This is a genomic window from Paenibacillus sp. NPDC058177 (assembly GCF_042883835.1).
Classification (GTDB): Bacteria; Bacillota; Bacilli; order Paenibacillales; family Paenibacillaceae; genus Paenibacillus_AQ; species Paenibacillus_AQ agri.
Genome location: NZ_JBHVVB010000004.1, coordinates 387,873 through 413,485, shown reverse-complemented (window position 1 = coordinate 413,485; position 25,613 = coordinate 387,873). Strand labels below are relative to the sequence as shown.

The window sequence follows — 25,613 nt, the reverse complement described above, 5'->3', positions numbered from 1 at the left end:
TACTAGCTTCCTAATTCTACCTAAGTATTATACAATGTGCCTCAGGTCACGTAAAGCTAATTTTTCCATTTGGATTAATTGCTTTATGTTTGAACACTGTCTTCAGTGCTCTGTGTAAGTGACTCTACACCTTAAACGCAGAAGGTTTGGAAAAGTTGCGGTTTTTAAAAAATATTTTCGAATTTCCTTTCCGGTTCCGCCCCAATAGAAGCTACATATGTATGTATTACTAACTATTTCTAATGATGGGTGGCTACGGAAAATAGTATAGCATAGCAAGTTTCAAGACGTCATTAAGCAATATTTGCTAAGATAGACTATCTGAACACTCCTCCAATTATGTAGGACCATAGTTCAGGTGGATAACAAATAGGGTGTCTAACAAAGTCACTATGGACTGGCTAGACACCCTATAGCGCATAAGCGCCCTGTTCTATACATAAGCTTATCGAATCTTCATAGAGAGCTGAATCAGCTCCTGGCGTTTCTCTGGGCTAGAATTCACATTATCATACATAGCATCAATTGCTGCACGGTTCTCACGGTAGCTCTTCTCGTGCTTAATTGTAGAGTGAGACCATTCAATTAGCGCGTTTTCGGCAATAACAAGCTCGTTATACGCATCATGGAAGCCAGTAGCTTGTACAAGCTCTTCCATAACCTCCTGGGTAATCTCCTGAAGCGCACGCTTAGCTGCAATTTCCTTCTCCAATACCTTAGCTCTATTCTCAAACATATTCTTGGCTTTCATGTAATCCAGTTGAGCTTTTGATAAAATCGGTTTCATCGATGGCTTTCACCTTTCAGAAAATAATATTTTCTACGTTATTGTAACGTAAATGGGAGCAGATTACAAAGAATTGTAATTGGTAATAAAAATGAAGTGAACAATTATCGAATGAAATTTATAGCTATCTCTGACTAAATTCAGATTTGATCAATTGAAAATCCATGATCATTATACCTAATTTCAATTTAAATATAAAGTTAGCCCATAATGGTATGAGTAAACAATAAAAACGGAGGGTGAGTACTCAACCCTCCGCTTTGAAATTATACATTGTTGATTCTTGCTAAAAGCACCTAAATATTCAGAGCCTATTTTACCTAGCTTAAATTTTTAGGGAAGATATTGCTGCTCTTCTTCAATAATTCAACAAGGATTTTACCGGCTTCTGCCCTTGTCATGTTGGCCTTAGGATTGAAGTTGAACGTAGCCTTCTTCTGTCCAGGTACATTCACTGCCGCTCCGTTCATAATTTTAGCCGCTGATACCGCCTGAATGGCTGGTAAGGCATATGAATCAATCTTCCCGGAATCAATGAATGATTTAGCTACAGCATCTTTTAGCTTTTGATCATTAGCAGGCAACTTCAATTTCAGCGCTCTGGCAATCATAACTGCTGCCTGTTCTCTTGTAATCGGCTGGTCTGGTCCGAATACTCCGTCTGTAAGACCAGTAACAATTCCTGCTCTTGCAGCAGTCTCAATGTGAGCATAGTCCCAGGTAATAGAGCTGGCGCCAGGCACAAGGTCAGCATAGGTCTTCTTATCATCATAGTTGAGTGGAAGATTCATGCCTTTAACCAGAAGGGTAGCGAACTCTCCTCTTGTTGTCTGATCATCCGTACCAAATTGTTCGAAACGAAGGTTATTCATAAAACCTTTGGCGTACAAAGCATTAAGAATATTACGCGCCCATTGGTGATTAGTTACATCATTATAGCCACGATTCATCTTCATTACCATGTAATAGCCAAACTCATCAAACGGAACGCTAATGGTATGCTTCTTGGCGTCTACTGTTCCGCCAATGTTCTCCCATTCCCGCTTGTCGTTATATTTAAATACCGTAACAATATTCCCTGCTTCTTCTACCACATTAGGGTCATAAGCCAAAGTCAATGTTCCCCGTTTAGAAGGGGTAATCCGGCGCTCAGCCGGGATCTGCGGATCACCGAACAATCCATCCACAGAATAAGGGGCTAAACCGTTTGTTGCAGGGATATGTCCTGCAGTCGAAGTAGTCCCCAGTTCACCTAATCCTCCACTGATCCAGTAAACATCGGAAATACGTCCAAAGTTATTGGTTTTGAAGGTGGAACTGAAACGAAGGGTGAACTCATCCGGTATTTTCCATGATGGAATTCCACTGTCCTCAAAGTTTTGCGGGAACCCGATTACGTTGCCGTAATCATTTCTCCGTTCTACGATGCCTGTATTCGGCTCAGCAATCCCAAACCGAAGCTTGGTATCAGGATAGAATTTAGTTAAGTTTCGCGTATCTGTGCTCTGCATGACTGTTCCTTTAGGGAAAGATAGTTCCAGTCCTTTGTTAAACACACTATATTTATCTGCTACTTTAGGAGCCATATACTGCGCATCTACACCTACTGTGCCTGTGTAGTAGATGTCAATGGTATCTGTGCTCGTTGCACTACCACGGACGATCTGAATTTTGATCTTGTTCGATTTGTCTTGCTTGAGGCCTACATAATCCAGTACAAATCTGTTAGTCCCGAGATCAGGACGCTTCACAGCAGATTCCTTATCAATAATGATATCTGTTGCACCTTCAGCCTCGATATCAAAATGAACGAAGTTCTTGTTCACGATATATTGACTGCCAACAGAAGGTTGTGGCGAAAGAATGCGATAAGCACTCACTCCCCTAACGATCTCCAGACGTTGACTTGTTTTAGCGCCTGTACTATTAATGAGTTCCAACGTATACACGTAGGTTCCTGGCGCATCATTGGTGAGATCCTGAATACGCATAATAAAGTCTCTCTGGCTACCAGCAAAGTTATAGGTATATGTCTTGTCAGCAAACTGAACGGTTTCTTTATCCGAATCGCTTCGGGTTGCAGGGAGGTCTACAGAAAGGATGTTTTTAGTACCCATATTTAGATTCATCTTCACTGCGCCGCTTCCTCTTAACACCAGATCATAAGTTTTCAGGCTAGTATCATATTTATTGTCTTTGAAAATAAAGTCAGGAGTCAAATTGAACAGCTTAGAAATCGCTTGGTCTGTTGATAAGAAATCTCTGACCGGGAAATCAGGTCTCCCCAAACCTACTGCAGGTTGAAATTTACTAATAGTAGAAACATTCTCGTCTACGATGTAAATGCGTAGTTCTTTGCGAACCTCCCGGGTTTGCCCTTGAGTGTCAACACCCGTTCCGGTAAAGGTAATTTTATTTTCTCCATATACCAATGGGCCTTTCGCAGCATCAACCGCCAGTGTAACACTGAATTTACCAGTTTCTTTATTGATCCAATTTTTAGTAGCGGCGTCTTTAGTAGACCCGACTTTTATTCCGTTAACGAATGCTTCAGCAACAAAGTATTCACTATTCAGATTATCAAAATCAATATACTGTCCATCAACTTTAAAGGTTTTACTCTCTTCTGAGTTAATGTTATAGGTCTGACCATCCGCAAGATTGGCTACATAGATGTAGTTCTTGGATGCAAAGGAAATCGTGACATCCTTATAGGCACTTGAACCTTTTAAATTAAAACGAACCGTCTGATTACCATTTTGGAAATCGCTTATTTTATATATATATTCTGTGTCAGACTTCTCTTGATGTAGTACTGGTGTCAATGCTTTGGTGGACAGAGGCAAATAGCTTGCATTCAATGATGTGTCGTTAGGTTTGCCATTCGTTTTTACCAAGATGTAAAACTCACCAGAGCTAACCTTTGAACCATTTAACGGTACACCTGGAGGAACTACCCCAGTTCCATCATAACCGGCCAAGAGTTTCAAATCTGTAATAACAGTTTTACCCTGCATATATTGAAAATCAACAGAGCGGTTAACAGTTTTGGTTCCGTAAGCAATTGAAAGGCTATGGACTTGATCCTGCAAACGATTTGGCGGTGTTGCTGCATCCTTCTTCAGGGTTATCGGAACGCTGAAAGTAACAAGGCGGTAAGAGGGCGAATCCTTCTTCGGAGCAGGAACCAAAACCTCTGAGCCTGTTTTCAAAGTCAGCTTCCCACTGCTGTCAACCTCTATTCCGCTACCAAAAGTTGGCGCAAGTGTAGCGTCATTAAGTTTAACTACCCCATTAGTTTGAAAAGCAGTGCCTGAATCCTGCACCATCATCTGAACAAACAATTTGGCTGTGTCTTTATCTTCAACGAAGACAGGTTGATCATTACCCAGCAAATCCTGAACATGATCGTTTGAATCACCCAGGTACAAGGCAACTATCGGACTCTTATCATCAAAATAAAAAATACTGTACTGAAATGTTAGAGTATCCGAGCCATTTTGTACGACTAATTTTAAATTGTTCACTCCAGGATTTAGCTCCATGCGTTGGGAGAAAAAAGTCCCGTCCTGAAGCAGTGAGGTAGCCAGTGGACTTCCACCATTGATAGACACGGTTACCTTTGAAGCGTTCTGTGCTTTTCCTTCCAGAGTGATCTCCTTGGTGGCCACTACCAACTGAGCGCCCTCATTCAAGTCGAGCTTGTCCGCCCCTCCGAGAACCTGAAGCTTCTCTACATAAGGAACCTTGTCAAACAAAACATAAAAAGATTCCGAACGGTCATTGCTTCCTTGTGAGCCGGTAAATGTAATCCGGTTGATCCCCGGATACAGTGTTACATTAGCCTTAAAGCGATTGTCAGGACTTTCGTTATCAATCTGAACGACACCTGGCATCACATGGGTAGCATCGTCAACCCATTTATTATTTTGCTGATCCCAATTTAGGAGTTGAACGTTAGCTCCCAGCGTCGAGCCGGTAACCTTAGTAAAAGTACCTGTAACTAACAGGTTGGAATCAGTTACCTGTAATACATTCGTTCTGGAAATTTGCTTTGCACCAGGTAACATCGTCAAATCAACTGTATTTCGTAACACCTTATCATCTGGCGTAAAGTAGCTCGTAGGCTTAAGGTCAGGATCTGCCGCAAAAGCAGTATTCGCAAGTCCAACTGGGAACAAGGATACTAGCAAAACTGACAGAAGCATCCATACCAATGTCTTTCTCATGCGCTGCATGTCATTAATCTCTCCCTTTTGATGATATTACTTATTTTATCGGTCCTATTGAGGTTAAATTGAAGGAAAATGGCTCAATTAGTAGATAAAATGATTATCTATTGCATTTATGTAAAAAGCCCATCCAAAATGGACGGGCTTTGATGGTGCTATATTTTCCAAACAATCTATTACTGTATTTTTTACATTTTCGATCCTCGTTCTTGCGTTACCTTTAACCGTAAACGGGCTAGCATATTAAGCAGCGGACGTTTGGTCTTACCCACCAAACCGGTAATCTCGGCGCCGATCTGCAGGAAGAACAACATTACACAGATAACGACGAAGGTAACCCAGTTTGCCTCATAAAGAGCTGCGGAGGATTGGATGACTGCCAGAATTCCGAAGAAGGTGGCAATGCCGTAGATAATCAGCACCGTCTGACGATGGCTGAATCCAAGTTCACGCAGGCAGTGATGCAAATGGCCTTTATCTGGTGCAAAGATCGGCTTCTTCTGCAGCTTCCGCCGTACGATGGCGAAGAAGGTATCCGACAGTGGGACTCCGATGATCAACAGCGGGGTAATGAACGAGACGACAGCAATCTGCTTAAACCCAAGCAGGGCCAGAAGCGCCAGGCTGAAGCCCAGGAACAGGGAACCCGCATCTCCCATGAAAATCTTGGCCGGATGGAAATTAAAGAACAGGAAGCCCACAATACTGCCGAGAAGCAGTAAGCACAGCAGCGCAACCATGATATTACCCATGATAAATGCCATTGCAGCAATGGTAGCTATCGCAATTCCGGACACACCCGCAGCGAGCCCGTCCAATCCGTCAATCAGATTCACGGCGTTGGTTACCCCTACAATCCAGAAGATTGTCAGTGGAATAGCAATCCAGCTTTCCAGTGAGGAATACGTATTATTAAAAGGAATGTTTACAAAGTCAACAGTAATTCCGAAGCCGAATACAACGATACAGGCTGCGGCAATTTGGCCCAGTAGCTTCACCTTTGCCGATAATTCGAAACGGTCATCCAGTCCTCCAAGAAGAACGATCAGTCCGCCGCCACTCAGCAACGCTTTGATGAAGTTGGCCTCCCGCGTAGTAAATTCATACGGTATGAACGGTAATACGGCAAGCAAGCCTAACACAAACGCCAGAAAAATACCTAATCCGCCAAGGCGAGGCATAATCTTCGTATGCACTTTGCGGGCATTCGGCACATCCGTTGCACCGATTTTGATGGCGAACTTCTTCACCAACGGTGTCAGACACAACGCTAGGCCCATGCAGACGATAAATCCGGCGATGTATATGATTAACATTTGATCAGTCAACCCCCATTTCTCTACCGCATTGAATTATACGCTGTTCCAAAAGAGAATTCCAATTCCGTTTCTAGGCTAATTATCCTACTTTATCGGCGAAAATCATCATTTTACTCCACTTTTGTTACTTTATCTTTCTCGCGCATCACTTTTATTGCGAATTTCGGCAGGGCAAGCATTCTCTTGTACCGAGTGGGCTCCTTGAGAAGACGGTATAACCACTCGATACGCATTTTTTGAAAAGCTACAGGCGCCCGGCGGCTTTTGCCAGAAATGACGTCGAAGCTTCCTCCGACTCCCATCATGATCGGTACCGCCAGCCTTGATTTGTACTTGGCAATCCAAGGTTCCTGACTGTCTGCACCACGGGCAACAAACAGCATGTCCGGAGCCGCTTCAAGGATGTCGGCAATAACACCATCGTCTTCGGCGAGACCAAAGAATCCATCTCGGTAACCTACGATGACAATTCCAGGAAACCTGGACTTCAACCGGCTTGCTGTCTCCTGAATCACTTCGGGAGTAGATCCCAGGAGATATACTTTCCAGTTATATTTTTCCCCAGCATGCAGCAATTCATGTAACAGGTCAAAACCCGCGACACGCTCAGCTACAGGCTGATGGCAGTAATTGGCTGCCCATACAACGCCTGTACCATCAGGTACAACCAATTCTGCGGATTGCATGATTTTCATATAGGCCGGATCATCCAACGCTGCCATAACCATAATTGGATTGGCGGTAATGACCTGATGCGGCGTGCGGGATTGCACAGCCTCAGTCAAATAGGAGACCGTTGCGGCCATATCTACTTTGGATACCCGAATACCGAAAATGGGTACTGTAGGTATCACACTGTCTGCTTTCACTCTATATCACCCTTTGCGGTGTAAATATTGTGCAATGTGCCGGGCCGGTGACTCGGCGTCACTGACCAGAGAAGCAATAAGTGCCTCCCGTTCCAGTCTCCAGTCACTTCCGCTTTCCAGAAGCTCAAGAACCTGGGCAGCCACCTTTTCGCTATCCAGCGTGGTCGTTGCTCCCACTGGCTGGCAATTGATTCTGTCCAGAAAATGATCGATCTTCGGATCATAAGAGATGCCAATCAGTGGCACACGTCTGCCTGCAGCGTAGATTAGGCTGTGCAGCCGCATACCGATCAGCACATCACACCCTTCAACCTCACGCAGCATTTGCAGCGGATGGAGCGTATCCTCACAAATACTGATTTTACTCCCCTTTGATGCCACATCTTTAAGCTGATCCATGACATAACGGGAGGCCTCATTGTCAGATGGATGGTGGAAGGGCAGGAATTTGAAATGCAGCGGTGTTTTTTCAGCAGCTTTCAGCAAGCCACCCGCAATCGCCTTCAGTTCCGCACGGTCCCCTTCCCAATAACGCACCGATATTCCGACTACCGGTAAAGAAACTTCGTTTCCTGCTTCGGAATCTTCAGCGTAGGCAGAACTACTCTTAGCAGCAGCATCGGCAAACTTTCTTGCCGCTACGTCAGTAGCCTGTCCGCCTTGTTCCTCAGGCAATGATAATCCCATAACCGGATCTGGCACAACCTCAACAGTCTTGCCTCCAAGCCCCATCGTGTGCAAAAGCTGGCGGGACTGCTCGTCCCGCACAGAAATATAGGCACATTTGCGAAAAACTGATTTGATCAAAGGATGGAACAGCTTGCGGTTAACTGGGCCAATGCCCTGGGCATAAATGAAGGTCGGCTTCCCCATCCACTGGGCCAGCTTGATAATACCCAGATAATAAGGAATCGTCTTACTGCCGGTCACATCCTGGAGCAAGCTTCCTCCTCCACTAATGAGACCGGAGCTTTCCGAGATCGCCTTCCGTACCTCTTTCAGCTTCATCCGGTGTACGGACTTTACTCCATAATTGGCTGTCGTCCATTCAGGATCAATGGACAAAACCACAGGTTCAATAGATACGCCAGTAGCTGCCGACTGTTTCTGCAATGCATTCAGGATGGATTGCAGAACAGCTTCATCCCCACTATTTTGAAAACCGTAATAACCTGAAATAACTATCGTTTGAGGAGTGGCGACCATCTTTTCCAACACCCTTCCCCAATTTGCCAAACAATAACAGCGATAATCCCAATGATCAATCCCAGTCCAAGACCGAGCAGACCGCGCACCAGTGAGATCAGGGCCGGTGAATGGATATGTGCAAAGGTATCGACCATCGAGAGCTGTGCAATAACAGCCACGATCATAATGAAGGCTGCATTCCGGTATTTAAAGGCCAGGAATGCCCCAAGAATAAACAACGGGTGCCCAAGCAGGAACTCCTTATTCCGAGGACGGACACCGACAGTGTTCTCCAGGAACGTACGGAAGACCTTCTCAATTGGCGTTACACTGCCGCTGTTACCCGTACGGCTCAAGTAGTACATGCCGACAATTCCGATAACCCCGGCTGCAATTACCCAAAGTAGTGTAATCGGTGTACGCAGCAGCTTACCTGTTTTGTTAAAGGTAAACTCTCCACGATATAGGAGCACGTACAACGCCACCAGTCCGATTGGTGCAGTATGCAGCAAGCTTACCCCGCGGAACTGATTCAAGACCAGGCTATAGGTGATGTTGTTAAGCAGAGCAATCACGAAAGGCACCGCACTCAGGGAAATCAATGCCGTCTTCACATACAAGACCAGGCTGTGTGTCAGGCGCCGCTGAGGACTCATTACAGCATAGGTGCTGCTATTCTTGCTTAATTTGCTTCCAGCTTCGCTGCTGCGGACTGGAGGGCCCATTTGATTGATTTTACGAATGGCGAGCACAGTCGCCACAGTTGGCGCACTAATGGCCGCAGCAAGTGCCAAGGCCTGCTCAAACAGCTCAGGGCGTAAGAGTCTCAATCCCGCACCTGCAACCAGCCCCAGTACCCAGACAGGGAGCGTAAGCCATGGTATAAAGTACGAAACCATCAACGCTACCAACGCCAGGGCACCAACCACAGCCACCAGCTTGAGGTAACGCTGATAAGACGAGTGCTGAACATCAAACGCTGTCGCCTGTCCCAACGTAAAACCGTTATCCTTGATTTTATCGACTGCGCCTCCAGGCTCGCTGAGGCTCGTAATCAGATTATCCAACGTATCCGAGATCTGCGCCTTAGACGTATCTCTTGTCGAGATCGTGTTCAAGTACAGCATGCGGATGTTGCGGTCCTTGGTGGCCAGAGCGAACCGGTCAGCTATAACATCGGGCTTCAGGGATGAGTCTGCCTCACTCAGGGAATACAGACGTGTCACATTATAATCGAGCATATAAGCAAGCTTATTGAAGCCCTTTTGCTGTTTCTTTATATTCTCAATGGCTGCAATTCCGATTCCATGTTGCTTAAGGAGGTCCGCGAAGGCTGTGAGGCTATGCAATTCTGCATCATCTTTAAAGCCTTTTACAGACTCCCCTTCGAAAAGAATCCGTTTCACGCCAAGCTGTGCATATTGATCCACCAGCTTTTTCACGGAAGCTTCATTGTATGGTAAGGAATCTACAAGCCGGGGTACGATGTTGAATCCCTTGGCATGCAGCATTTCAAGCGTAATCGGGTCTGGCTGAATAGGCTTCATCGAGGCATTTTCAATTGGCGTCTCGACAATAAGTCCTTCCTGACCACGGAAGCTCCAGTCTCTCGTAGCAATGCCCAATTCCGTGAACTTATCACGCAGCAGAGGTGCCAGAGCATCATGATTCTTTGCGCTTGTAAAAAGAATATACGTGTAGTTTTGATTTTCCGGGATAATCGTATCCGTCAGGTTGGCGATATCCGCCGCTCCCCACATCATCAAACGGCGGGCCCGGCGAAAATCATCCAGCGTGCTTTCATAGATAGCCATGCTTTGCACGCCAGCTTCCTTCAGGCGATCCAGCTGTTCCGAAATATAATCCTGCGGATTTGACCGGTAGCTGGAGACTGCCACCAGATCCCGATAATCAAATACCAATTCCACCGTCTTCGATGATCTCTCCGTCACCAGGCGGTCGTAGACGACAGGCAGGGCAGCTATAAGGCCGACCACAACTATTATCCACAGCCACTTTCTCGAAGAAATGTTCCATCGCTGCCATTTTTGCTGCACCAAAAGTACCTCCTCTTTCACTTGAAAGACCTCTCTTCACAAATCAAAAGCCCGGCGTACCGGGCAAAGCTCATGGAGGCTTAAGCATAACAGTACCTGTTATCCGGCCCAAGTCCCCGCTTTACCACATTATACCCGGGCTTTGATCACCAGGAGAAATCCAATTTCTTGTTTTATTTCCTATTTCCCATCGACACGAGCCATAACCTGTTCGGACAGAGCTGCTATCTTATCCTTAGCATTCTGTAGCGATTCGCCCCGCACTGCAAAATAAACCTTGATTTTCGGTTCTGTGCCGGAAGGACGCAGACAGAACCAGGAACCATCAGCCAGCATATATTTAAGAACGTTTTCCTTCGGCAGTCCGTTCAGACCGAGAGAGAAATCGAGAATTTCACTGACAGCTGAGCCAGCAATTTCTTGTGGCGGATTGCTGCGCCAGTCACTCATAATGCCCTGGATTTGTGCTACACCATCTTTCCCTTTCAAAGTGCGTGATTCCAGGCTTTCCAGGAAGTAACCAAACTGCTCGTACAGCTCTTGAAGAACATCGTACAATGTTTTGCCTTGTGCTTTATAGTAAGCTCCAGCTTCAGCGATTAGCATAGCCGCCAGAACCGCATCTTTGTCGCGCGCATAGTTGCCGGCCAAGTATCCATAGCTTTCTTCATAGCCGAACAGATACGTGTACTCGCCGGATGCTTCGAACTGGGTCATTTTTTCCCCAATATATTTGAAGCCTGTTAATGTATTGAAAATGGTTGCACCATAGTGCTCAGCGACAGCAGCACCCATTTCACTTGTTACAACGGTTTTGACCACTGCACCGTTCTTCGGAAGCTTGCCTTGCTCCTGCAGACGGCTCAGATAATAATGAATCATGAGCGCGCCGGATTGGTTACCGGACAACACGACGAACTTGCCTTCGTTGTCACGCACTACAGCACCCATACGGTCCGCATCAGGGTCTGTTCCGATCAGCAGATCAGCGTTCAGTTCTTCACCCAGCTTGATCGCCAGTGTAAAGGCTTCACGCTCCTCCGGATTCGGTGATTTCACCGTGGTGAACTCGGAGTCCGGCTGCTCTTGCTCCGGCACTACATGCACTTGGGTAAATCCGATTTTCTCCAGTACACGGCGAACAGGATGATTGCCTGTACCATGTAGAGGTGTGTATACGATTTTGAAATCACGGCCAAGCTTGGCTGCAATCTCCTCACGCGCTACACTGACCGCAGCAACGGTATCGGTGAAGGCTTCATCCTCCTTCTCACCCAGCCAATGCAGTAATCCTTGGCTCTCAGCCTCTTCTTGAGAAATACGTTTCACAGTATCGAAGGAGTCTACCTCCATTATGTAGGAAATGACCTTCTCCGCTTCATGCGGGACAAGCTGTCCGCCTTCAGAATTATATACCTTATAACCATTGTATTCGGGAGGGTTATGACTAGCCGTAATTACTACACCGCCGGTTGCCTGTAAGTGGCGAACACTGAAAGACAGCTGCGGAGTAGAACGCAGGGAAGGGTACAAGTAAGCTTCAATCCCGTTGCCTGCCAGCACCAGTGCTGTCTCTAAAGAAAACTCCGGAGAGAAACGACGGGAATCATGGGCGATGACGACAGAAGGACGGCCTTCTCCAGTGTGCTGCTCCAGGATATACTGAGCGAAGCCTTGAGTTGCTCTGCCTACCGTGTAACGGTTAATCCGGTTGCTACCCGCACCAATAACGCCGCGCAGACCGCCAGTACCAAATTCCAGATCTCTGTAAAAACGTTCCTCAAGCTCCTGTGGGTCGTTCTCCAGCGCACGCAGCTCCGCCTTTGTAGATTCATCCACAGATGGATCTTGCAACCAGTTTTCTAGCGTTTCTGCAGCTTTCGGGCTTAATTGGGTCATATGAATCTCTCCTTCTCCATATATCATTTATAGGGTATCAATTCAATGCAAACATAATTTCTCCGGATGCAACAACCTTGCCATCCACTTTTGCCGTGGCCTGTCCCTTTCCGATGCTTCCCTTCAGGCGGGTAATCTCCACTTCAAGCACCAGGGTATCACCTGGAACTACCTGACCGCGGAAGCGGAAGCCGTCGAGCCCGGCCAAGAAGCCGATTTTGCCACGGTTAGCTTCAACACCCAAAATTGCCACTGCGCCCACTTGAGCCAGCGCCTCGGTGATCAGCACACCTGGCATAACAGGATATCCGGGAAAATGCCCTGCAAAGAAAGGTTCATTCACCGTTACATTTTTGATGCCTACTGCACGTTTGCCCATTTCTATCTCAGTAATTCTGTCCACCAGCAGAAATGGAGGCCGGTGGGGGATAATTTCCTGAATTTCATTAACATTCAACATTATGACAAAACTCCTTTCGGATGTACCGCGTGTTTACACTAGCTTGCAGCTGCAGCCTCGTACATAAATCATACTTTCTTAGGCCGGACTGCATAAACTCAGTCTGCTTCGGCAAAAACTATATTATCCTTCACCACCTGCAGAAGTGGAGGTTCAGATAAGGGGCTTTCTCCACCGTACGCGGCAGCCTGGTGGAGAGGGTCCTTTTTGTTCACTTAGTCCCCCATCATTATACATTTTCCAGTATAAAAAAGAAAACTCCCTTGTCAACAAGGGAGTTCCCACATTACTCCGGTCACGGAGCAAAAACCAGATCATAGACATGCTTCCATGTGCTCCACTGCAGCACATCACTGAATTCTTTTTTGCCTAATACAACATACCCGGCTACCAGCCCTCCTGCAAGGGCAGCCACCAGCAGCAATGGAATCAGAAACCACTGGATAATGGTCCACTTCCGCACGCCCCGCTTCTTCACCGGTGTACGTTCTTCTTCCTGCTTATCGTGATTCTGACGACTCATTACTTCACCTACCCACGCATGTTATTGGCCAGGCCAAGCATCTGGTCACTGGAGGACAAGGCCCGGGCGGCCAGCTGGTACGTGCGCTGAATCTTCATCAGCTCAGTCATTTCCTTGCTGAGATCCACGTTGGATTGCTCCAGCCAGCCAGAGCGCACCCCAACTGTCGCTGCCTCATTCGCAGCCCTCTGCACAAAAGCCTGCTGTGCTGTGATGCCATCCGCTAATTTATAATAGCTGCCGTCGATGGCTTGCAGTGCATCCTTGCTGAATGGCTCTGCAATCATGATTCGCGGACCCTCCGTCACAGGACCATCTTCCCGCTGCTTAGTAAGCACCTGTCCGGTCTCGTCAATCGCTGCAATAACGCCAGCGGGCACCGTAAGCGGGTTCCCCTGTGTGTCTAATACAGAATGACCCTGATTGTCCACTAGCAGCATATTCGCCGCATTATTGATATCCGGGGTAAAGTGAAAATCACCCTGGCGTGTATATACAGTATCTCCGTTCACCTGAATACCGAATACTCCGTTCCCTTGAAGAGCCAAATCTGTCGGATTCCCCGTCTCTTTCAAGGGGCCTTCTTCCCAATTGTTTGCAACCTGAGACATACGCACCCCAAACCCAATATTGAAGCCAAGCGGTGTATTTCGTCCCGGCTGGTTATAATCGGGCGATTGCTGTTGTACACGGGTCAATACATCCTCAAAGGAGCCCTGTCTGCCCTTGTAACCAACTGTATCTACATTCGCGACGTTATCGGCAATAACATCCAGACGTTTCTGAAGACTGGACATGGAGACCGCTGCACTGATTGTTGAGTTATTCATGAATCAATCCTCCTATACCCTGCCAACTTCATTAACGGCCTTCTGCAGGCTGCTGTCGTAGAACTGGATAACCTTCTGATTCGCTTCATATGCCCGGTAAGCAGCGTTCAGATCTACAGTCACCTGAGTTGCATCCACATTGGAGTTCTCCAAAAAGCCCTGACGAACCTTCAGGTTATCTCCATTGTTCGCAAACCGGATACCGGCAGTGTTGACATCCTCCGCATGAAATACACCATTACCATCACGCACCAGCTCCTGGGGTCTGGTGATGACACTGACGCCAATCTTCGTCCCCGAAGGCTGTCCTGTTCTAGGGTCCAGCAAATTGCCCTGCCCGTCCACTTTAAGGTTGTCCTGCGGTTCTGTCAAGACCAGCGGGTTGCCTTGATCGTCCAGCACCTTGAACCCGCCTGCACTAAGCACATTGCCCGTCGGAGTAACCGTGAAGCTGCCGTTGCGTGTATAGAGATTGTTGCCGTCATTATCCTGTACAGTAAAAAAGGCTTGGGGACGGTAGATTACCTCTCCTTGGGGACTGGTATACTTGCCTGATCCGTCAAACGTAATGTTCTCGCCTGTAACGGGGTCCGCAACTTGTAAATTCGTGTCCAGTGCAAAATCAACCGGTTTGCCGCTTTCAATCAAATCACCCTGCAAATATTGGGAAATCGATTGTTCTGCAAATACACCTGTGTTGACCCGTCCGATCGGCTTTGTCACGCCATTACTCATGGCGGAAATCAGCACATCAGGAAACGCATGGCTGACACTGTCAACCTGCTTGTACCCCGTTGTATTCAAGTTTGCGATATTCTGCGTTGCCGTATCATGCCGACGTTGTTGTGTAACCATGCCGGCAGCAGCCGTGTACAGTCCTCTTAGCATTAAAGGATGTCCCCTTCCTAGGTCTTCTTCTATCCTTTATTATCGGCTGCCTAGAACTTTTTCTTAACGACCTTGTCCAAATGATCCAGCATGATTCCCGTCCCTTTAACAACACAATGCATAGGATCTTCGGCAATCCAGACAGGTACGTGCAATTGCTCTGACAGCAGCTCGTCCAATCCATTCAGCATCGCACCGCCTCCGGTCAGAACAACGCCACGATCGATAATATCTGCTGACAGCTCAGGAGGTGTACGTTCAAGCACCGATTTGGCAGCAGCAACTATAGAAGAAACCGGGTCCCACAGGGCTTCCTGCACCTCGCTGGAGGATATGGTTAAGGTTTGGGGCAGTCCACTAACCATGTCACGTCCGCGGATATCAAGTTCCGCCTGCATGCCGCTTGGTCGTACTGTACCAATGGAGACCTTGATGTCCTCCGCGGTGCGCTCCCCGATCAACAGTTTATACTTTTGCTTAATATATTTTAAAATGGCATCGTCGAACTTGTCCCCTGCAACTTTAATCGAAGAGGCGGTAACGACGTCGCCCATGGACAATACGGCTACATCCGTCGTTCCGCCGCCAATATCGACGACCATGTTTCCACTTGGTTGATAAATATCCATTCCCGCACCGATCGCTGCGGCCTTTGGCTCTTCTTCCATGAATACTTCCTTGGCCCCACTGCGTTCTGCCGCTTCCCGAATAGACTTCTGCTCAACAGAGGTAATGTTCGTAGGCGCGCAAATCAGAATGCGGGGCCGTGCGTACCAACTGCGACCGCCCACACGGTCGATGAAATACTTGAGCATCATTTCCGTAATTTCAAAATCGGCGATAACCCCGTCCCTAAGTGGACGGATCGTCATGATATTCCCGGGAGTGCGGCCAACCATCCGCCGGGCTTGCTCTCCCACCGCAAGGACTTTCTTCGTATCACTTTCAAGCGTGACCACAGAAGGTTCATCCAGAACGACTCCCCTTCCTTTAACATGAATGAGCACATTGGCCGTGCCGAGATCGATTCCGATATCCTTGCTAAGCATAATGAAAGAGCCCCCAAAGTGTTATTTTAGAATAAATTAGAAATTATATAGACCAAACCAAAGAATGATACGTCCATTTTCGGTCCTACGAAAAAAGTAGGCAATTGGACTTATTTCCTTAGTTCAACATATATAGTACCAAATTTAAAAATACCATACTTTAGGGGATGTATACAATGCGTTAAAACTTAAATATTCCTTAAAATTCCGAAAATGTTATGGCTTTGACGCTACAGCAACCTCACGCTTTTTTCCAGTGGTCTTTTTATATTTAATCTTTGTGGCTTCTCCTCCCCGAAGATGTCGGATGGATTTGTGATATTCGAGAATGTGCTTCACCTGATCGGCCAGATCAGGGTTGATCTCTGGCAGACGCTCCGTTAAGTCTTTATGCACCGTGCTTTTGGAAACGCCAAATTCTTTGGCTATGGTTCGGACCGTGTGCCTAGTTTCCACGATGCAGCGTCCAATTTTGATCGTACGTTCCTTGATGTAGTCGTGCACGCTCCCGCCTCCCAACTGTGGATAGTTTGGTACATTATATGAGTGGCGGGCCTATATATTCGCGCTTTCAGGACATGACAAGCCTTGAGAGGCTCATTTTATTTGGTGGACAACCGTAAAACAGTGCACAATCGCTCCTGATTGTCCGTGTCAGCGGGCAATGATTACCGGGCCACTGTAGGACTTGTAAAGTCCTGTACGCAAAAAAGCAGAGGGCACCTGGCCCCCTGCCTTTCGAAAAAATAATTATTTGCGCTCTGGCAGCAAATCGGAAGGATTCACAAGCTTGCCGTCTTCGTACACTTCAAAGTGAACATGATTGCCGAGCGTTTTCTCGACTTCATTGCGTCCGGCAGGTGCAAGAGTATCTCCTTGCTTGACCTCATCGCCTTGCTTCACCTTGGCTTCGCCCAGGCTTTGATATACTGTCTTCAAGTTGCCAGCAGAAGTAATTTCCACTACTGTACCGTTCACCGGATGATTCTCTACCCGAGTGACTTTACCGCTCAGTGCAGCCTTGACATCAAACGGCTTGTTGTCTTCACGGGCAATATCAATTCCCGTATTAGGCGTAAAGGTGTCGTTATATTGCACCATTGCCTCTACGTGATTCTCTTCAGTCCCGTTCTCGTCATAATACGGCTTGACCACTTCGATCTCGCCGGGATTGCTCACCGGCCAGGCAATGTCTTCAGCTGAAGCCACAACTTCCATGGCATCGGGATTTCCGTTTGCTGCAATCGCTTCGTCCGCTCCGGCTTCCTTGTTGACAACCGCGGCGGTGTCCTGAGTCAGCGGTTTAGTACCCGCGTCCTGATAGACCCACACCAAGGTTAGTATGATTGCCGCTGCCGCCGTGTAGACTGCCGGGAATACCCACCGCTTGGATAACAGTCTGTTCCATGAAGAAGGTTTCGCACCTGAATCTCCCTGCTTATTTTTGAGAGATTCATCATGGTTTGTTTTGTTTTTGTCTTGTTCATTCATAGTTTATCACCTCAGTAACCAGTGTTACCGGGCAATCTGCTTTTATACGTATCTTTCAAGTTATTTTTTCAAAAGAGTTGAGACTTGTGCAAAGTTGATCCCCGTATAGTAGTGTTTGAGAATTCGGGTCGCCGTTCCACCCTCTTTAGCCATCCCGTTCGCCCCCCACTGACTCATACCCACGCCATGTCCATTGCCATAGGTTGTGATCAGAATCTGGTCTCCCTTGCGCTTCCAAGTGAACTGGCTGGACCTTAGTCCCAGCTTTTCTCGTACTTCCCGGCCAGTGAACACCTGCCCGCCGATCGAAATCTCCTTGATCCGGTGCCCTGTTGTAAGAGACAACACTTCCATTGGCAACGATGACGGGGAAGTGGTTCCATCCTTGACAGACGCCGATAGATCTTTGATTGCCGGGACAGCTCCCTTACCCGCTCCCAGCTTGGATATCAGCTCCTGAACCGTGAACGTTGATGTTACTGCATAATTGGGGGTAATCTCTTTATCCCATGGACTGGCTACGCTGCGCAAATAGGGCACCGTTCCCTTCCAATACTCTTCTGAATTCTCGGTATATCCTCCACTGGAAGCAAAAAAAGAGGCTGTGATCGGCTGTCCGTTATACGTCATAATCACGCCACGGGTCTCCAGAACCGCGCGGTGGATTTTCTCCTGCTGAACTGGCGTAAAGTCCTGCTTCAGCTTCTTGGACGACACGTAAGCCTGATGGCTCACTGTGTCGGTAACATTCGCGCCCGGCACGGGCACGCCGCTGACGTCGCCGGCTACGAGGCGACGGGCAATGAAGGTGCGGGCCGCCACGGCCTGCGCTTTGAGCGCCTCCAGCTCAAAGTCCGCCGGCATCTCGGCGGCTACCACGCCGCTGACGTAGTCTTCCAGCGGCAGTGTCTCTATTTGTCCGCTGCGCGACAAATAGACAGAGACTTGCGGCTGCGGGACGTTCTCCGCAGCCGGGGCCTGCGCCGCCGGAGCCGCTGTGTGCTGCGGCGGTGCAGGCGGCGGGGTTTGGCCGTGCCGCGGTGTAACCACGGCCAGAGGCAGCAGCAGCGCCGCCAGGAGAGGCGCTGCCAGCCAAGCGACTGGCGCTAGGCGCTTCGCATACGGCGCCGCGCGCCGCAAAATGAGGCGCGGATTCTTCCAGCGCCGGGTGTAACGGGAATCTTTCATCTCTATGGCTCCTTCCTGTGCTTCACTGGCTGATTCTTATAGATATGAGTTTCGGCCAACTGCTAGAACAGGAAATGAGAGAAAGAGAGTCGGACAAAAAAGCCAAGCGGCAGGAACGCCACTTGGCTTATCTTTGCAAATTAGTTCGAATTATACCCAGGTCGGTTGAACTTGAAAACGGGGTTTCACTTCTTCGTTCTTGAAAGTCTCGCTTTTGGAAGCCTCCGTCTTAGCGACTTCTTCTTTCTCAGCAGCAGCGTCTTCCATGGAAATACGCCAGATATCCGCACCAAGTCCCGACAGCTTCTCCGCTAAATGAACATACCCACGGTCGATATGATGCGTTCCGGATACCTCTGTAGTTCCTTCAGCCACAAGACCTGCCAGAATCAACGCGGCTCCTGCACGCAAATCGGTAGCGCAGACTTTGGCGCCTACGAGGCGAGCATTGCCCGTAACGATTGCGGAGCGGCCTTCAATCTTGATCTCTGCATTCATGTTGTGGAATTCATCCACGTGCATGAAGCGGTTCTCAAATACAGTTTCGGTAACCACGCTAGTGCCCTCAGAGCGAAGCAGCAACGCCATCATTTGTGACTGCATATCTGTTGGGAAACCAGGATACGGCAGAGTCTTCAGATCAACAGCCTTCAGCGGCTTGTCGCTGATGACACGCACACCGTTCTCATCCGGAATAATGGTTACACCCATTTCTTCCATCTTAGCAATCACGGGTCCCAGGTGATCGGCAATGGCACCTTCTACATAAACATCGCCGCCTGTGATCGCTGCAGCAGCCATGTAGGTACCTGCCTCGATACGGTCAGGAATAACATGATGCTTCACGCCATGCAGAGACTCAACACCTTCAATGCGAATCACGCCTGTGCCCGCGCCGCGAACGATAGCGCCCATTCCGTTCAAATAGTTGGCCAGGTCAACAATCTCAGGTTCCTTGGCCGCATTCTCAATTACGGTCACGCCTTCGGCAAGAGCTGCCGCCATCATTATGTTTTCGGTCGCGCCTACGCTGGCTACATCCAAATAAATCTTGGCTCCGCGCAGCCTTCCGTTACTTTTCGCTTCAATGTAGCCTTGGCCGAGACTGATCTCTGCACCAAGCGCCTCAAATCCTTTTAAATGCTGATCAATGGGACGAGTACCGATTGCGCACCCGCCTGGCAAAGAGATCCTTGTACGTCCCAATCGGGACAACAGTGGCCCCATTACTAGGAAAGAAGCACGCATTTTGCGCACCCATTCATAAGGTGCTTCACATGAGGAGATACTTCTGGCATCGACCTCAATAATATCGTTCTGGTATGTAACCCCTGCACCCAGAGATTCCAGCACTTTGCTAATCGTCATTACATCGTCAAGCGGAGGTGCGTCCACAATGACGCTAACTCCTTCTTCTGCCAATAAAGAGGCGGCTATGATCGGTAGTACGGAATTTTTTGCGCCGCTAACTTTCACGCTCCCGGTCAATCTGTTGCCACCGCGGACGATAAATTTGCTCATTTCGGTTTCCCTCCGCGTCCATTATTTCTCGAAATAAATGTTTTCATCTTAAATTTAAGTGCCACTGTCATATTATCGCATATTCCGTCATTTCATCCTGTTTTTCGAGTACATCCCTTAAAATTCAGTGTTGACATAATAAAAAGTTATTATTCGATATCTTACTGCAACTTATGGCCTACGAACTTATAACCAAACCCTTACATCTTAAAACATGTGGCGGATCTGCGAGCTCCAGCCCAGATAATCCAGCAGGAACCCAGCCACGAAGTGACCCAGAACAATCGCCAGTAACAAATGCAGCAGCCTGCTTTGCGGGCTCTTGGGATATCTTATGATGAGATCGAGCTTAAGGTTCTGCAAAGCCCACCAAGATAATACAACGCAGAGCAAAGATACAACCATTGAAACCAAACCGCTGCGGCCGATTGCGCTAGACAACTCCGCGGTCAACATTTCGTTCATGTTTACCCCCCGTGTAACCTTACTCGGAAATCGACTCTTATATCATACTTGCGTAGGTGAAAAGAATCCAGTACTTTTACAAATTTTTAAACAATATAGCTCCAATATCCTAGAATATCACCAGATGTTCACTTTAACAACCTCCATAAGACCTTAAATCATACTTTTTAAGTAGAATCCAGTAATTTACTCGCTGTCCAGCTGATAGATACAAAAAGGCGGCCAAGCCCATAAGCTTGACCGCCATACTGCTACTGTTGTCCTTTTCCAGTGGACACTTTGATCCGTGTAACGGCGCGTTGCAGCGCCAACTCCGCACGGCGATGATCAATATCGTCCTGCTTGCTAAGCGACTGCAAACGGCGCTGAGCCCGTTCTCTAGCCGCCTCGGCGCGCTCAACATCGATATCCTTAGGCAGCTCGGCACTTTCAGCCAGCACGGTTACCTTGTCTTTGTGCACCTCAACGAAACCGCCGTGTACGGCGATTGAGATCGTCACACCGTCCGCTTTAATAGACAGCGGAGCAACCTGGAGTGGAGTTACAAGCGGAATGTGTCCGGGCAAAATACCCAATTCGCCTTCTACCCCACGTACTGTCAGGCTGTTTACCTGTTTTGAGTAGACTAGACGATCCGGCGTGACAATTTCCAATAGAAAAGTGTTCACTTCCATTCCTCCTAAAAGCTTTACCATAGTAAAGCTTGCATCGAGAGCCTTAACTCAGCTCAGGGTTACAATGATTTCGCTTTTTCGACTGCTTCTTCAATCGTACCTACAAAGAGGAAAGCGGCTTCCGGAAGATCGTCATGCTTGCCGTCCAGAATCTCTTTGAAGCTGCGAACCGTTTCTTTAATCGGCACGTATTTGCCTTTGAAGCCGGTGAACTGCTCGGCCACGTGGAAAGGCTGAGACAAGAAGCGTTCCACTCTACGAGCACGGCCTACAATCACCTTGTCTTCCTCGCTAAGCTCATCCATACCGAGGATCGCAATGATGTCTTGAAGCTCGTTGTAACGTTGAAGCAACTGCTTCACGCCTTGAGCCACGTTGTAGTGCTCATCGCCAACAACTTCAGGTGCAAGAATCCGGGAGCTGGAAGCCAAAGGATCAACCGCTGGGAAAATCCCTTTCTCGGAGATTTTACGCTCCAAGTTGGTTGTAGCATCCAAGTGGGCAAACGCCGTAGCTGGAGCCGGGTCAGTATAGTCATCCGCAGGCACGTAGATAGCCTGAATGGAAGTAACGGAACCTTTTTTCGTCGAGGTAATACGCTCTTGCAATTGACCCATTTCGGTTGCCAGCGTAGGCTGGTAACCAACGGCAGACGGCATGCGTCCGAGCAAGGCGGATACTTCGGAACCCGCTTGAGTAAAGCGGAAGATGTTGTCGATAAAGAGCAGCGTGTCGCGGCCTTCCACATCACGGAAGTATTCCGCCATGGTCAGACCAGTCAGTGCTACGCGCAGACGCGCACCCGGAGGCTCGTTCATCTGTCCGAACACCATCGCTGTTTTCTTGATAACGCCGGAGTCCGTCATTTCATGGTACAAGTCGTTCCCTTCACGAGTACGCTCGCCCACGCCCGCAAATACGGAGATACCACCGTGTTCTTGAGCAATGTTATTGATCAATTCCTGGATTGTTACGGTCTTACCTACACCGGCACCACCGAACAGACCGATCTTACCGCCCTTAGCATAAGGAGCAAGCAAGTCGATAACCTTGATTCCAGTTTCCAGAATTTCCGCTTGCGTGGACAATTCATCGAATGTCGGAGCCAAACGGTGAATCGGGTTCTTTTGCTCAGCTACGATCTCTGCGCCGTTATCAATCGGATTTCCGAGTACGTTAAATACACGGCCCAGTGTCACTTCGCCAACAGGAACCGAGATTGGTCCTCCTTGGTCGATAGCTTCCAGCCCGCGTACCAACCCGTCTGTAGTAGACATGGCGATACAACGCACCAGATTGTCACCCAGATGGTTGGAAACCTCAAGCGTCAAATCGATCTTGCGGTCATTCTCCAAGCTGGTCACAATTTTAATGGCGTTGAATATCTCGGGCAATTGGCCGCGTTCAAATTCAATATCCACAACCGGACCCATAATGCTTACAACGCGTCCTTTGTTCATCTTAGTTTCCCTCCTCGAAAGCTATTACATTAAGGAGAAACGACAGTGCCGTCCTTACAGAACTTACGCTCTAAAAGGCAGCGATACCGCGTATCGCTTATACGGCACCCGATTCTCGTAAAATATAAGCTAATGTTAAGTACTACTTAACACTCTATATATTTTAAGACTGCGCGTTTGCCCCGGCTACGATCTCGGTAATTTCCTGTGTAATTGCCGCTTGACGAGCACGGTTGTACGTAAGGGTAAGATCCCCGATCATCTTCGACGCATTCTTCGTTGCATTGCCCATCGCTGTCATCTTCGCACCCAGCTCACTGGCTTTGCCATCCAGTATTGCGCTATAAATCAGAGTCTCGGCATACTTCGGAAGCAGCACTTCCAAAACGCCCATAGGAGAAGGCTCGTATTCATAGTTCGCACTGGCTTCATGACTCTTTTTCTCGCTCACTGTTTCCATCGGCAGCAACCGATCAACGGTCGGAACCTGAGTGATGGCATTAACGAAACGGTTGTAGCATACATACAGCTCGTCAAAGTCACCATCTACGAACTTCTGAACAGACGAGTTGGCAATGGACTTGATGTCCGCAAACTTCGGTGTATCAGAAAGCTCGGTCACCGTCTCGATAATCGGGTACTCACGGCGGCGCAGGAAGTCACGGCCTTTGCGGCCAATAACAAACAACACATACTCGTCTTTCGACTTGTGGCGTTCTGCGATGAGCATAGTCACCTTACGCAAAATATTGGCGTTGTATCCACCAGCCAGACCTCTGTCCGAAGTAACGATTAGGTATCCTGTCTTCTTAACAGGACGGGAGATCAGCATGGGATGCTGAATACCATCCGAACCGGAAGCGATACTCGTAACGACCTCTTTCAGCTTCTCTGAATAAGGACGAGCAGCCTCGGCTTTCTCCTGCGCTTTTCTGAGCTTGGAGGCAGCTACCATCTCCATCGCTTTGGTAATCTGTCTGGTGTTCTTAACGCTTTTGATTTGACGTTTAATATCAAGCATGCTTCTTGCCATGATTTCACCACCTTAAAGCTTTGACGAAGTCAAAGCTATCTTCGTATGCATCAACTTTGAGCTTTGACGTCGTCAAAGCTCAATATCACTGAAATCATTCTATTAACAAGAGCTCTGCCAGCGTTGCCCAAGCAAGCGGAAGAGCCTTATAATCAAGGTTTAGCTGGTCGCGAAACCTTTCTTGAATTTCTCAATGGCTTCTTTCAATGCAGTCTCGTTATCCGCAGTCAGATCCTTCGTATCGGTGATAGACTTGAAGATCTCAGGAGCGCTGCTATCTACGAATGCCAAGAATTCTTTCTCGAAACGTCTAACGTCTTTGACAGGAATATCATCCAAATGACCTTTAACAGCCGTGTACAAGCTAACTACTTGATACTCAACGGACAGCGGTTGGTTAACACCCTGTTTCAGAATTTCCATCATACGGGCACCGCGGTTCAGACGGGCTTGTGTAGATTTATCGAGGTCGGAGCCGAACTGGGAGAATGCTTGAAGCTCACGGTATTGAGCCAAGTCCAGACGGAGCGAGCCCGCAACCTTCTTCATAGCCTTAATCTGTGCGGATCCCCCTACACGGGATACGGAGATACCGACGTTGATCGCAGGACGTTGGCCGGCGTTGAACAGGTCGGATTCCAGGAAGATTTGGCCGTCAGTGATCGAGATTACGTTCGTAGGAATGTAAGCCGATACGTCAGAAGCCTGTGTTTCGATAAACGGCAAAGCGGTTAATGAACCACCACCAAGCTCATCGCTAAGCTTCGCTGCACGTTCCAGAAGACGGGAGTGCAAGTAGAATACGTCACCAGGGAAAGCTTCACGGCCCGGTGGACGACGGAGCAGCAAGGACAACTCGCGGTATGCGGAAGCTTGCTTGGAAAGGTCATCGTAGATAACCAGTACGTGCTCGCCTTTGTACATGAAGTACTCACCCATTGCGCAGCCTGCGTACGGAGCGATAAAGAGCAATGGAGACGGCTCAGATGCCGATGCAGTTACAACGATGGTATATTCGAGCGCACCATGGCGGCGGAGAGTTTCCACTACCTGTGCTACTGTGGATTGCTTTTGTCCAATGGCAACATAGATACATTTCATACCATTGCCTTTTTGGTTGATGATAGCATCGATTGCGATTGCGGTTTTACCGGTTTGACGGTCACCGATGATGAGCTCACGTTGTCCGCGGCCGATCGGCACCATCGCATCAATCGCCTTCAGACCTGTTTGCATCGGCTCATGAACCGATTTACGGTCGATAACGCCTGGTGCATTGTTTTCTACAGGACGGAATTCAGTGGTTGCAATTGGTCCTTTGCCATCCAGCGGCTGTCCAAGCGCGTTCACGACACGGCCCAGCAGGGCTTCGCCAACAGGAACCTGCATAATGCGGCCCGTACGCTTCACTTGATCGCCTTCACGAATTTCCGTATACTCACCCAGGATAACAACACCGACGTTGCTTTCTTCCAGGTTGAGTGCCATGCCTACTACACCGTTGGAGAACTCCAGCAATTCGCCTGCCATCGCGTTTTCCAGACCGTAGACACGGGCGATACCGTCGCCGACTTGAATGACGGTGCCAATTTCGGCAACTTCGATATCGGTTTTATATTGCTCAATTTGACTTTTGATCAAAGTGCTGATCTCTTCAGGTCTGATGCCCAATATCCTCAC

The 25,613-nt window shown here is 48.2% G+C and carries 21 protein-coding genes; all 21 read right to left on the bottom strand.

Annotation, left to right across the window (positions count from 1 at the left end):
• Nucleotides 1–445 precede the first annotated feature (445 nt).
• The 21 genes from ACFVU8_RS18985 to atpA all read right to left on the bottom strand — a co-directional run bounded on the left by ACFVU8_RS18985 (nucleotide 446) and on the right by atpA (nucleotide 25,604).
• The gene (locus ACFVU8_RS18985) at nucleotides 446–787 is read right to left on the bottom strand and encodes a hypothetical protein (protein WP_175371464.1); all 342 of its coding nucleotides are present in this window, start codon (nucleotides 785–787) and stop codon (nucleotides 446–448) included.
• Between the two features lie 320 nt (nucleotides 788–1,107).
• Nucleotides 1,108–5,025: an S-layer homology domain-containing protein gene (locus ACFVU8_RS18980; protein ID WP_387429272.1), complete on the bottom strand. Its 3,918-nt coding sequence runs from the start codon at nucleotides 5,023–5,025 to the stop codon at nucleotides 1,108–1,110.
• A 182-nt stretch (nucleotides 5,026–5,207) separates the two neighbouring features.
• Nucleotides 5,208–6,335: a glycosyltransferase family 4 protein gene (locus tag ACFVU8_RS18975; RefSeq protein WP_387429269.1), complete on the bottom strand. Its 1,128-nt coding sequence runs from the start codon at nucleotides 6,333–6,335 to the stop codon at nucleotides 5,208–5,210.
• Between the two features lie 113 nt (nucleotides 6,336–6,448).
• Complete coding sequence (locus ACFVU8_RS18970) at nucleotides 6,449–7,207, bottom strand: WecB/TagA/CpsF family glycosyltransferase (protein ID WP_379466462.1); 759 nt, start codon at nucleotides 7,205–7,207, stop codon at nucleotides 6,449–6,451.
• Nucleotides 7,208–7,213: 6 nt separating this feature from the next.
• Nucleotides 7,214–8,413 carry a polysaccharide pyruvyl transferase CsaB gene (gene csaB, locus ACFVU8_RS18965; RefSeq protein WP_387429489.1) on the bottom strand — a complete coding sequence of 400 codons (1,200 nt, stop codon included), beginning with the start codon at nucleotides 8,411–8,413 and terminating at the stop codon, nucleotides 7,214–7,216.
• Nucleotides 8,389–10,452, bottom strand: coding sequence for a DUF5693 family protein (locus ACFVU8_RS18960; RefSeq protein ID WP_175371461.1), 2,064 nt, complete (start codon nucleotides 10,450–10,452; stop codon nucleotides 8,389–8,391). Before ACFVU8_RS18960 ends, csaB begins: the two co-directional genes overlap by 25 nt.
• Nucleotides 10,453–10,632: 180 nt before the next feature.
• The gene (locus ACFVU8_RS18955) at nucleotides 10,633–12,351 is read right to left on the bottom strand and encodes a phospho-sugar mutase (protein ID WP_387429267.1); all 1,719 of its coding nucleotides are present in this window, start codon (nucleotides 12,349–12,351) and stop codon (nucleotides 10,633–10,635) included.
• A 37-nt stretch (nucleotides 12,352–12,388) separates the two neighbouring features.
• Nucleotides 12,389–12,811, bottom strand: coding sequence for a 3-hydroxyacyl-ACP dehydratase FabZ (fabZ, locus tag ACFVU8_RS18950; RefSeq protein WP_379466464.1), 423 nt, complete (start codon nucleotides 12,809–12,811; stop codon nucleotides 12,389–12,391).
• Between the two features lie 295 nt (nucleotides 12,812–13,106).
• Nucleotides 13,107–13,334 carry a DNA-directed RNA polymerase subunit beta gene (locus ACFVU8_RS18945; protein ID WP_066379025.1) on the bottom strand — a complete coding sequence of 76 codons (228 nt, stop codon included), beginning with the start codon at nucleotides 13,332–13,334 and terminating at the stop codon, nucleotides 13,107–13,109.
• Between the two features lie 8 nt (nucleotides 13,335–13,342).
• Entirely contained in the window at nucleotides 13,343–14,164 is an 822-nt protein-coding gene (locus ACFVU8_RS18940) for a flagellar hook-basal body protein (protein WP_175371458.1), read from the bottom strand.
• A 12-nt stretch (nucleotides 14,165–14,176) separates the two neighbouring features.
• Nucleotides 14,177–15,052, bottom strand: a complete 876-nt coding sequence (locus tag ACFVU8_RS18935; RefSeq protein ID WP_379466465.1) for a flagellar hook-basal body protein — start codon at nucleotides 15,050–15,052, stop codon at nucleotides 14,177–14,179.
• Nucleotides 15,053–15,102: 50 nt separating this feature from the next.
• Nucleotides 15,103–16,101, bottom strand: coding sequence for a rod shape-determining protein (mreB, locus tag ACFVU8_RS18930; protein ID WP_379466466.1), 999 nt, complete (start codon nucleotides 16,099–16,101; stop codon nucleotides 15,103–15,105).
• Between the two features lie 216 nt (nucleotides 16,102–16,317).
• Complete coding sequence (spoIIID, locus tag ACFVU8_RS18925; protein ID WP_019915029.1) at nucleotides 16,318–16,605, bottom strand: sporulation transcriptional regulator SpoIIID; 288 nt, start codon at nucleotides 16,603–16,605, stop codon at nucleotides 16,318–16,320.
• A gap of 246 nt (nucleotides 16,606–16,851) precedes the next feature.
• Nucleotides 16,852–17,592, bottom strand: a complete 741-nt coding sequence (locus ACFVU8_RS18920; RefSeq protein WP_175371455.1) for a M23 family metallopeptidase — start codon at nucleotides 17,590–17,592, stop codon at nucleotides 16,852–16,854.
• A 60-nt stretch (nucleotides 17,593–17,652) separates the two neighbouring features.
• The gene (gene spoIID / locus ACFVU8_RS18915) at nucleotides 17,653–18,780 is read right to left on the bottom strand and encodes a stage II sporulation protein D (RefSeq protein WP_387429264.1); all 1,128 of its coding nucleotides are present in this window, start codon (nucleotides 18,778–18,780) and stop codon (nucleotides 17,653–17,655) included.
• Nucleotides 18,781–18,930: 150 nt separating this feature from the next.
• Entirely contained in the window at nucleotides 18,931–20,301 is a 1,371-nt protein-coding gene (murA, locus tag ACFVU8_RS18910) for a UDP-N-acetylglucosamine 1-carboxyvinyltransferase (protein ID WP_379466468.1), read from the bottom strand.
• A gap of 207 nt (nucleotides 20,302–20,508) precedes the next feature.
• Complete coding sequence (locus ACFVU8_RS18905) at nucleotides 20,509–20,766, bottom strand: DUF1146 family protein (RefSeq protein WP_066379048.1); 258 nt, start codon at nucleotides 20,764–20,766, stop codon at nucleotides 20,509–20,511.
• Nucleotides 20,767–21,017: 251 nt separating this feature from the next.
• Complete coding sequence (locus tag ACFVU8_RS18900) at nucleotides 21,018–21,434, bottom strand: F0F1 ATP synthase subunit epsilon (protein ID WP_175371452.1); 417 nt, start codon at nucleotides 21,432–21,434, stop codon at nucleotides 21,018–21,020.
• 65 nt (nucleotides 21,435–21,499) lie between these two features.
• Nucleotides 21,500–22,900, bottom strand: a complete 1,401-nt coding sequence (atpD, locus tag ACFVU8_RS18895) for a F0F1 ATP synthase subunit beta (protein ID WP_175371451.1) — start codon at nucleotides 22,898–22,900, stop codon at nucleotides 21,500–21,502.
• Between the two features lie 163 nt (nucleotides 22,901–23,063).
• Nucleotides 23,064–23,933: an ATP synthase F1 subunit gamma gene (gene atpG, locus ACFVU8_RS18890; protein WP_175371450.1), complete on the bottom strand. Its 870-nt coding sequence runs from the start codon at nucleotides 23,931–23,933 to the stop codon at nucleotides 23,064–23,066.
• 159 nt (nucleotides 23,934–24,092) lie between these two features.
• Complete coding sequence (gene atpA / locus ACFVU8_RS18885) at nucleotides 24,093–25,604, bottom strand: F0F1 ATP synthase subunit alpha (protein WP_175370372.1); 1,512 nt, start codon at nucleotides 25,602–25,604, stop codon at nucleotides 24,093–24,095.
• Between the last annotated feature and the right edge of the window lie 9 nt (nucleotides 25,605–25,613).